This is a genomic window from Chloroflexota bacterium (genome assembly GCA_016875875.1).
Classification (GTDB): Bacteria; Chloroflexota; Dehalococcoidia; order GIF9; family UBA5629; genus 9FT-COMBO-48-23.
The window spans coordinates 116,056-125,795 of the sequence record VGOP01000008.1; the positions used below are offsets into that span (position 1 = coordinate 116,056).

Consider the following 9,740-nt stretch of genomic DNA (forward strand, 5'->3'; position numbering starts at 1 on the left):
AACAATCTATTCCGAAATCCTTGCTATCGACTTAAGACTTTTGTTAAGCTGTGGAAAGCACGCGCGGGAAAGGAGGCAAAAAATGAAACTGGTGACTTTCGAGGTTGTTACCGCTGTAGGGCCGGCGCAACGCATCGGGGCGATAAGCCAGGGGAAGATAATTGATCTCAACATGAGCTACACGTGCTATTTGGCGGACAAGCGTGGCAGCCACCGAGCTTATGAGATAGCTTCAGCAGTATTGCCACCCGACATGACTGCTTTTTTCCGCAGTGGGCAGGAGGGCAGAGAGGCAGCCGAGACAGCTATTGACTACGTGGCAAAGCAGCGGTCGAAAACGCCTATCATGGGGCCGAGGGGTGAAAAGATGGTCTATGAGATGGTGGAAGTCAGGCTCAAAGCTCCGGTGCCCCGACCCAACTCTCTTCGAGACTACATCACCTTCGAAGGCCATGTTACCTTCTCTGGGCTGAAGCAGGTGGATAAGGCTTGGTATGAGATGCCTGTGTGTTATAAAGGTAATCCCGACACGGTTATCGGCCCAGAAGAAACCATCCCCTGGCCCAGTTACACTGACCTGCTAGACTACGAACTAGAATACGGCATCTACATAGGCAAAGAAGGCAAGAACATCCCACGGGAAAGAGCAAAGGAATACATCGCCGGCTACACGATATTCAATGATACCAGTGCTCGAGATATCCAGTTACAGGAGATGACGGTGCTCCTCGGCCCGGTCAAAGGGAAGGACTTCTGCAGCGTTATGGGACCTTGTCTGGTAACTCCAGATGAGGTGAACCCCAGCAACATGCGGATGATAGCCCGCATCAACGGTGAGGTATGGTCAGACAGCAATAGCGGCACCAGTTACTGGACCTGGCCTCAGATTATTGAGTTTGCCTCTATGGAGGAAACACTTTACCCCGGCGACTTTCTAGGCTCGGGAACTGTGGAGAGGGGCTGTGGTGGCGAGCTGAACAGATGGCTTCAGCCGGGGGATGTCATCGAGCTAGAGGTGGAAGGCATCGGCATCCTGAGAAATCGGGTGGGCGAGAAGCCGCCTAAGCGGACTTTTATCCGTTGACGCCTGCCTTGACAGCATTTGTGTACCAAGATACTCTTAAGCCAGCATAGAGATAAAGGATGTCAGACAGAGTTACCCAGAAAAGCACCCTTTTAATAAATGCTGATGCCTCCGAATGTGCTGGCTGCATGACCTGTATGTTGAGTTGTTCTTTCAGGCTTGATGGCACGTTTAATTTATCCGCCGCCCGGATTCAGGTTAAAAAGTCGGTCAATCAGCCCAACGAATTCGAGATAGCTTTCACCAAAGATTGTGACAGGTGCGGGGTGTGCGTTACCTATTGTCCATATGGTGCTTTAACTCGGCAAAGAGTTAGAAGGGCAGCGTAAAATGGGGCTCCACGGTTATGCTGGCAACATCCTCTATGTTGACCTAACCAATAGTAGTATAAGGAGAGAGCCGCTTGATGCTGAACTGGTTAGAACCTACATCGGCGGCGCTGGAATCAACAATAAGCTCGCTTACGACCTCATACCTCCAGATGTAGGGCCGTTTTCCTCTCAGAACGCAATAATCATAGGCACCGGTCCGTTTAACGGCACTATGATACCAGGCTCCTCAGAGGTGATGGTTATACATAAATCGCCTCTTAATGGTTCCTTTCCTCATACCAATGGTGGCGGCCATTTCAGTCACTTCCTAAAATCCTCTGGCTATGACCACCTTGTGATTACAGGGCGATCAGATAAGCCGGTGTACCTCAAAATCCATGATGAGGATGTGGAAATATGTGATGCCACTGACCTCTGGGGCATGGATGTCTTTGAAACCACGGACGAGCTGAGGCAAAGATATGAGCAGTGCAGTGTAATCCCAATTGGTCAGGCGGGGGAGAACCTGGTCAGTATCTCAGTGACCCAAATTGACAAAGGGGGTACCTTGGGTTCGGGCGGTCTTTGCGCGGTGATGGGTTCTAAAAAGCTTAAAGCTATAGTTGCTGTCCGGGGCACGAAGGGGATTACTGTAGCTGACCCCAAAAGGTTGCAGAAACTTGTCGACGAAATATTAACTCTAGTTAGAGGTTATCACCTGCGTGATGAGATGATGCAGGGCGGCGCCATGACCATGACGTCTGGCTGGGTGCCAGAGGGAACGCTGGCCAAGAACTCATCGGTGCTTATACCCTTCCCACCAAATGCGAAAGGAGTACAGGCAGAAATATACGAGCTTCATAAACGAAGCCGTAAGAAAATCGCCTGCATAACCTGTCCCATGTCCGATAAAGACCGCCTTGACCTATCTGAGCGTGGCATGGTGACATACGATACCGCAGTGTTTGCCGTCGGGGCGATAATGACAGCCTCTCCGGCATTCGGTCATCGGGCTGAAGGCTCCCCACTGGACAGATATGCAGATGCCTTGCACTTCTTTGACTTAACAAACCGCTATGGTATTGACAGAGTTTATAGCTTCCAAGGGCTCATTGACTTTGTGGTCACCTTGTACGAGGAGGGGATAATAACCAAAGAGGACACCGGCGGCATGGAATTGAACCGGGAATTTGGCACCCTTCTGAATTTAGCAAAGATGACTGCTTTCAGGGAGGGTTTTGGTGATATACTTGCCGATGGTGTCATCAGTGCTGCTCGTAGGCTTGGAAGAGGAGTAGAAAAATACGTCCAGAATGTAATTAAGGGACAATTTGTCATTCTAGACCCGAGAATATCAGGACTTGGGCCGATGCAATTTGAGATGATGGTGTACCCCGGTCGGTCGTTGGGTGTGGCTGCTGCTATGGGTGCTCCTTCGTACAGCCCTGGCTGGCCGATGAAGGAACTTCTAAAACAGGCTGACAGATGCGGAGTCCCTGAGGAGGTGCTAGGGCATATCTTTACCGAGAAGTCATTTAATGTTGGGCGGCTAGCCAAGCATGGGGAGGATTTTTTCAACCTGTTCGATATGTTTGGGCAATGCCACCGGCTTTATATTTCCAGATTCTACAGTATTAGGATGCTGGCTGAGTTATACTCGGCTGTTACTGGAATTGAAGTAACGCCGACTGATCTAAAGTTGGCCAGTGAACGTGTGTGGAACCTGTGGAAGTTGCTTAACTACAGGGCTGGCTTCGACCGTAAAGATGATGAGCCACCTGAAATATGGTTCCAGCCTCTTAAAGGGATGGACAAGGAGTATGTCCTGAAGGATTACTTTGGAACTACCCCCTTGACCAAGAAGGATTTAGGCCACCTTCTGGACGACTACTATGATGAAAGAGGCTGGGACAAAAAGACTAGCTTGCCTACTGCTAGAAAACTTAGAGAGTTAGGGCTGGATAGCCTAGTCTCGGATGTAGGAAAGCAGTCAGCCAATTAGAACACATTATTTCTGGCCAAACAGGGTATAAAACCCTTTGCCGACCTTTCTGCCCAGATAGCCGATTTCCACCATTCTCTTGAGCAACGGCGCTGGCTTATATCTTTCCCATCCGGTCTGCTGGTAAATTCCCTCGAGCAGGTCTACGCCTACATCTATGCCAATGAGGTCACATAGCTCGAATGGTCCCATAGGCCAGTTAAAAGATATCCTTACGATTTTATCTATGTCCTCCATAGTAGCCAACCCCTCTTCTAGCAATTTGGCGCCCTCGTTCATTACCAAGGGTATTATCCTGTTGGTTACAAAACCGGGCGAGTCTTTAACCACCACGGGTTCCTTGCCTATGGACTTGGCAAATTCATAGCTCACCTTGAGCGTTTCTTCCGAGGTAAGCAAAGACTTCACTATTTCTATTCCCCTCATCATCGGCACCGGGCTGAAGAAATGCATGCCGATAACCTTTTCTGGGCGTTTAGTCGCCGAGGCTAGTAAGCCTATAGGTATGCCTGAAGTGTTAGATGCCAGTATAGTCTGCTTTGGGCATATCTCTTCAAGTTGTTGGAATATAGGTGTCTTAACATCGGCCCTTTCAAATACCGCCTCGATTACGTAGTCGGCGTCCCTAGCCGCCTCCTTCAAGTCTATTGATGTGCGAATATTTGCCATGGCCTTATCCATATCGGTCTGGCCGATTCTGCTCTTCTCCACAAATTTACCCAGGCTGGCTTTTATGGCACTCATTCCCTTGTCGATGAACTCCTGCTTCACATCGACCATCGTTGTTTCGTAACCTGCTTGAGCCACTACCTGAGTTATCCCATTGCCCATCGTTCCTGAGCCGATAACGCATACCTTCTTTATCGCCATTTGTTCCCCCTAAGTTTTTGGTCAATTTTACCACGAAATTCTGTTTGCCGCTAAGCAGTTCGGAAGCCGTTGATTATACCGTTTAGCGAAGCCCATCAAATTGGTGCTATAATGCGAAAATCACTTTAGAGGAGGTGCGAGATGAAGACCGGTAAGGAATACCTTGAAAGCATCAAGAAGATGAATTTCTCGCTCTATATTGACGGTGGAAAGATAAACAATGCTCTGGATCATCCTTCAGTAAGAGCAGCGGCAAATGCTGTGGCTGCCACTTATGACCTCGCCCATGATAAAGAGATGCGGGACAAGATAATTACCACATCACATTTCACCGGTCAACCAATACCACTGTTCCAGCACGTACCTCAAAGCGTGGATGACCTTGTCGCCAAGGTGAGCATAACGCGCTACTGTAATCGGAGCCTAGGCATGTGCTCTTTCCGATGTATTCAGAATGCTTACGCTCCCTTGCTGTACGTCACCCACAAAGTAGATAGTGACAAGGGGACATCGTATCACCATAATCTCATCGAATGGCTGAAATATATGCAGAAAAATGACCTCTTAGCCTGTCCGGCGATAACCGACCCCAAAGGGAATCGAAAGATACCTGCTGATAAACAACTTGACCCCGATATGTACCTGCGGGTGGTGGAAAAACGCAAGGATGGGATTGTGCTAAGGGGGGCAAAATTACATCAGACCGGGGCGGTGATCTCGCATGAGAAACTGGTCTTGCCCAGCACCACCCATCGCAAGGGGGCCGAAGCTTACGCGGTGGCCTGTGCCGTACCGGGCAATGCCAAAGGGATTATTCACATCTCGGTGCGGCAATCTCAGGACGACCGCAGAAAAGAGGGTGTGGAGATAGACCTAGGGAACATCAGGTACGGAGTTCACGAGTGTGTAGCTATATTCGACAATGTTTTCGTTCCCTGGGAGCGGGTATTCCTGTGCGGTGAAGTGGAAGTTTTTGACGACATGGTCGGATTCTATGGCGCGTCTCATCGGCCAACCACTGGTGGCTGCAAAGCTGGCTGGGCTGACGTCCTCATTGGTGGAGTGCAACTGATGGCACAGTATAACGGTCTGGACCAGGCAGCACATGTAAAAGACAAAATAACAGACATGATAGCGATAACTGAAACCATGTATTCATGTGGCATTGCTGCTGCTGTCAGGGGGTTTGAACTGCCTCACGCTGGGTACATCGCTGACCCTGTTCTGGCAAATAACACAAAGTATTATGCATCTAAGGCAGTGTTTGACCTGATAAGGCTGGCAGAGGACATAACCGGCGGCATTTTAGCCTGCTGTCCCAGCGAGAAGGAGATGAAGAATCCAGAAATCGCACATTACCTAGAGAGATTTCTTAAGGGAGTAGACGAGGCACCGGCTGAACATAGGATTCGTATAGTAAGGCTGATTGAAAATATCTCCTGGGGGCTGGGTGCGATATTGCACTCAGCTACGCACGGAGGCGGCTCGGGGCAGGCGTGCAAAATGATGATTTACGAGCTTTCAAAACTCCAGCCGCACAGGGAGATGGCGATTAAATCAGCCAAAGCCCTGGCTGGAATATCGGTATAGGTTGATGTTGCATCACGGTGTTAACAAAGGTATTCCGTTTGGGCTGACGTTGTATAAGTAGTCCGATGCCAAACTATCAGACTATCTCCTCGTCCCCCTTGAGCTACAGACGGAACTCCTGGCAATAACCTGCTGCGTTTTTGCTTATCATTCGAATTCCATATGTCATTTCACACCTGACTCTTTACTCTTCTGAATCATCTCCAGATATATACGACTCCCCTGGCGCAGCGTCCGCTCTTGAGTGCTGTAGTCAACATGATAAAGTCCAAATCGCCTCTCGAACCCATATGCCCACTCAAAGTTGTCCATCAGCGACCAATAGAAACAGCCCTTAACGTTCATTCCTTCAGAGATCGCCTTGTTCACAACCAGCAAATGGTCTTCGATGAACTTGGCTCTCTTCGTGTCGCTGTCATCAGCAATGCCATTCTCTGTGATATAGATGGGTTTAGAGGTGTAGCCAGTTATCAGCTTGAGGGCACGGTATAAGCCTTCGGGGTAAATCTCATATCCCATGTCCGTCAATTTCTCTGGAGGCGCGCGTGTAATTTCAACAAACTGCTCTTGACTGAAAGGGTTAAACCGCCGGTGGAAGTGCGTGTAATAATTCAGGCCAACGAAATCGAAGGCTTCCTTCACCCCGCTTGTGTATGATTCGTTTGCCAAGCCAGGCATTGAGAAATCGAAGCGCCCGTCCACAAGGTACGGGAAATGCGATTCAGTCAGATTCTTATTGAGGAGGTAGGCCACCACAACATCCAGCAGGTACCACTGATTGGGAGGGTCATAGGTCCCCATGTACACGACGAGCCCGACCTGAGCTTGTGGCTCGAGCCTCTTGATGGCAGTGTAAGCCGCCGTATGAGCGCGCAGCAGGTTTCGAAAGACTATTGCTGCCTTTTGAGGGTCTTTTACGGCCGGAGGCCACTCAGCTGTGAAGTATCCAAGTACAGCGTAGATGGACGGTTCATTGATGGTGCACCATAGTTTCACCTTAGGTCCTAAACGCTGGACAACATGTTCAACAAATCTGACAAAGATATCAGGGGAATCCTCTTGGAGGAACGCCCCCTGTTCCTCAAACCATATGGGATTGGTGAAGTGATGCAACGTAACCATCGGCTCAATGCCATTCGCCAGCAGTTCATCCACCAACTGTTCATAGTGGTCGAGTACCGCCTCATCAAACTCTCCTGGCTTCGGCTCAATCTTGCTCCATTCGACTGAGAAGCGATAAGCATTCAGCGAGAGTGCCTTCATAAGCTGAATATCTTCCTTATAGCGCTGCCAATGGTCGCATGCCATCCCAGCTTTCTGACCGTTCAATATCTGAGGTTTGCCGTGTTCATCAACAGCGGATTCGAATTGAAACCAGTTGTTATTTGTGCAGTTGCCTTCGACCTGATGAGCCGCTGTAGCACTGCCCCAGAGAAAATCTTTCCCGAAGTGCAGTGAGTCGCTCTTAAGCTTGTCGAAATCTAAGCGCATGTTGACGTTGGGATCTCTGAACCAGAGCACCACCCCAAAATACACTATGGCGAGTATCAGCAGTGTAAAAAGCAGTTTCCTCAAGTTTCTGTCTTACCTCCTTACGGTGTCAATGCTTCACTCAAGCTGAATTATACCATTCTTAAGGCGAAGGTCTAACACTGCCATTTCAATTGCATGTGATTTCAGCTTCTTATTGGTTTATCAACACCCGTCAATGTCGCCACACAATGTTAACAAAAGTGTTCTGTTTGAACTGGCTTTGTTGAACTAGGGGAACCACTACGTAGTGAAGCCGTGGGCGTGCCCATCGTCCCCGAGCCGATAACGCAAACTTTCTTTATAGCTATATTCGTTCCCTCCAACAATTTTGGGTTAATTTTATCATGAAGCTCCGCCCCCTCAGTAAGCCGGTTAGGTCATCAGCCAGCATCCTAATTGACTTTTCCCAAACGGAATGATATTCTGCCATAACTTATACCCATGGCAATGTTGGGACATAGTGAGGGCATAATTTGAGAATACTTCTGGTTTATCCGCAATATCCAGACACATTCTGGAGTTTTAAGCATGCTTTAAAATTCATTTCTAAAAAGGCGGCTTTTCCTCCTCTGGGCTTGTTGACTGTGGCAGCAATGCTACCAAAAGAGTGGGAAAAGAAGCTCGTGGATATGAACATGGCAAATTTGAACGCCAGAGATATTGAATGGGCTGATTACGTCTTTATCAGTGCTATGGCTATACAGAGAGATTCAGTGAAGGATGTTATCAGGAAATGTAAAAAATTGGGCGCTAAGATTGTTGCCGGCGGCCCTCTTTTCACTACCGGACATGAAGAATTCGATGGAATAGACCATTTCGTGCTTAATGAGGCCGAGATTACGCTGCCATCCTTTTTACAGGATTTGAGCGATGGCTGTGCTAAACATATTTACACATCTGATAAATACCCGGACATAACAACAACTCCCGTCCCAGCTTGGGAACTTATTAACCTGAGCAAATATTCCTCAATGAGTGCTCAATATTCTCGAGGTTGTCCCTTTGATTGTGAGTTCTGCGACATCGTCCTGCTGAATGGACACATGCCGCGAACAAAGGATAAAGACCAATTATTGGCTGAACTAGAGGCACTGCGCAAACAAGGCTGGCGGGGCAGTGTCTTTATTGTCGACGATAATTTCATAGGTAATAAGAGGAAACTGAAGACGGAAATCCTCCCGGCATTAAGCAAATGGATGAAAGAAAAAAGGCATCCCTTCTCACTCTTCACCGAAGCCTCCGTAAATCTCGCTGACGATGAAGAGCTAATGCGATTGATGGTCGAAGCCAATTTCAACACAGTATTCGTCGGAATTGAAACTACAAACGAAGAGAGCCTATCCGAATGCGGGAAGTCGCAAAATAGAAATCGAGATTTGCTAGCTTCCGTTAAGAAGCTCCAGAGCTATGGTTTACAGGTGCACGGAGGATTTATTGTCGGCTTTGATAATGACCCGCCCTCAACCTTCGAGAACTTAATAAATTTCATTCAAAGAAGCGGAATTGTCACGGCAATGGTCGGCTTATTAAACGCGCCTCCCGGCACAAAGCTATATCACCGCCTGAAAAAGGAGAACCGCCTACTATCAGAATTCTCCGGTGACAACACCGATTGCTCTATTAACTTCATTCCTAAAATGGACTATAAAGTTCTTATCAAAGGCTATTACAAAATCATCGATAACATCTACGCACCCAAGCAGTACTATGAACGCGTAAAAACATTCCTGAAACAATACAAATCCACGCGAACAAAGGGACTTCGACCTCGGCTTGAACATCTTATGGCGCTGGTCAAGTCTGTGTGGTTCTTGGGAATCAAGGAAAAGGGAAGAAAATACTACTGGAAGCTCATCGGCTGGACATTATTAAGACACCCAAAGTCTCTCCCCATGTCAGTAACGCTTTCAATATACGGATTTCATTTCCGTAAGATTGTGAAGGGCTACATTCGGACCCTGGCTTTAAATAATTCCTGAGCCTTGCGGTAAAATAAACAAACAGCCCACCCAAACCGAATCCCGTAGAAATTGGCTATGGTTCCAGATATCCCCCTCCCCGGTGGAGCTACCAAACGAAAAGAACAGCCTCTTTACTCACATTTTGCCTTCGCATACAATTGCCTATAATAAGAAGTAGGTCATGAAAAGGAGAAAGATATGAAAGATGTATATCTCGAATTAAATTCAATAATCAATGATTTCTATAATAAATATAAAGGTCTATACTGCTCCCCATTAAGACAGGGCTTGAGCTAAGAGAGTAAAATGGCTGAAAGGAAAACAGCCATGAAAAGAAGAAAATGGGATCCTAAGACCAAAGCCATGATAGTGATAGAGGGACTCAAGGG

The 9,740-nt window shown here is 47.8% G+C and carries 7 protein-coding genes; 5 read left to right on the forward strand and 2 right to left on the reverse strand.

Annotation, left to right across the window (positions count from 1 at the left end; translation table 11 throughout):
- Positions 1-82 precede the first annotated feature (82 nt).
- The 3 genes from FJ023_07325 to FJ023_07335 are packed head-to-tail and all read left to right on the forward strand — an operon-like array spanning position 83 to position 3,397.
- Positions 83-1,084, forward strand: a complete 1,002-nt coding sequence (locus FJ023_07325) for a fumarylacetoacetate hydrolase family protein (GenBank protein MBM4447145.1) — start codon at positions 83-85, stop codon at positions 1,082-1,084.
- Between the two features lie 59 nt (positions 1,085-1,143).
- Entirely contained in the window at positions 1,144-1,413 is a 270-nt protein-coding gene (locus FJ023_07330; GenBank protein MBM4447146.1) for a hypothetical protein, read from the forward strand.
- 1 nt (position 1,414) lies between these two features.
- A complete protein-coding gene (locus FJ023_07335) occupies positions 1,415-3,397 on the forward strand; it encodes a hypothetical protein (GenBank protein MBM4447147.1) in 1,983 nt (660 codons plus the stop codon).
- A gap of 6 nt (positions 3,398-3,403) precedes the next feature.
- Here FJ023_07335 and FJ023_07340 read toward each other — a convergent pair whose 3' ends face one another.
- Entirely contained in the window at positions 3,404-4,267 is an 864-nt protein-coding gene (locus FJ023_07340; protein ID MBM4447148.1) for a 3-hydroxyacyl-CoA dehydrogenase family protein, read from the reverse strand.
- Between the two features lie 141 nt (positions 4,268-4,408).
- On the opposite strand from FJ023_07340, the gene FJ023_07345 reads away from it, so the two are divergent.
- Positions 4,409-5,857, forward strand: a complete 1,449-nt coding sequence (locus tag FJ023_07345) for a 4-hydroxybutyryl-CoA dehydratase (GenBank protein ID MBM4447149.1) — start codon at positions 4,409-4,411, stop codon at positions 5,855-5,857.
- Positions 5,858-6,022: 165 nt separating this feature from the next.
- On the opposite strand, the gene FJ023_07350 is transcribed toward FJ023_07345, so the two are convergent.
- A complete protein-coding gene (locus FJ023_07350) occupies positions 6,023-7,432 on the reverse strand; it encodes a glycosyl hydrolase family protein (GenBank protein ID MBM4447150.1) in 1,410 nt (469 codons plus the stop codon).
- A 431-nt stretch (positions 7,433-7,863) separates the two neighbouring features.
- Between FJ023_07350 and FJ023_07355 the strand changes: the two genes are divergently transcribed.
- Positions 7,864-9,369, forward strand: coding sequence for a DUF4070 domain-containing protein (locus tag FJ023_07355; protein ID MBM4447151.1), 1,506 nt, complete (start codon positions 7,864-7,866; stop codon positions 9,367-9,369).
- The last annotated feature ends 371 nt before the right edge of the window (positions 9,370-9,740 follow it).

Bases quoted from the DNA above. Each gene is read 5' to 3' on its own strand.
- FJ023_07325 (MBM4447145.1), top strand. From the start codon at position 83: ATGAAACTGGTGACTTTCGAGGTTGTTACCGCTGTAGGGCCGGCGCAA.
- FJ023_07330 (MBM4447146.1), top strand. From the start codon at position 1,144: ATGTCAGACAGAGTTACCCAGAAAAGCACCCTTTTAATAAATGCTGAT.
- FJ023_07335 (MBM4447147.1), top strand. From the start codon at position 1,415: ATGGGGCTCCACGGTTATGCTGGCAACATCCTCTATGTTGACCTAACC.
- FJ023_07340 (MBM4447148.1), bottom strand. From the start codon at position 4,267: ATGGCGATAAAGAAGGTATGCGTTATCGGCTCAGGAACGATGGGCAAT.
- FJ023_07345 (MBM4447149.1), top strand. From the start codon at position 4,409: ATGAAGACCGGTAAGGAATACCTTGAAAGCATCAAGAAGATGAATTTC.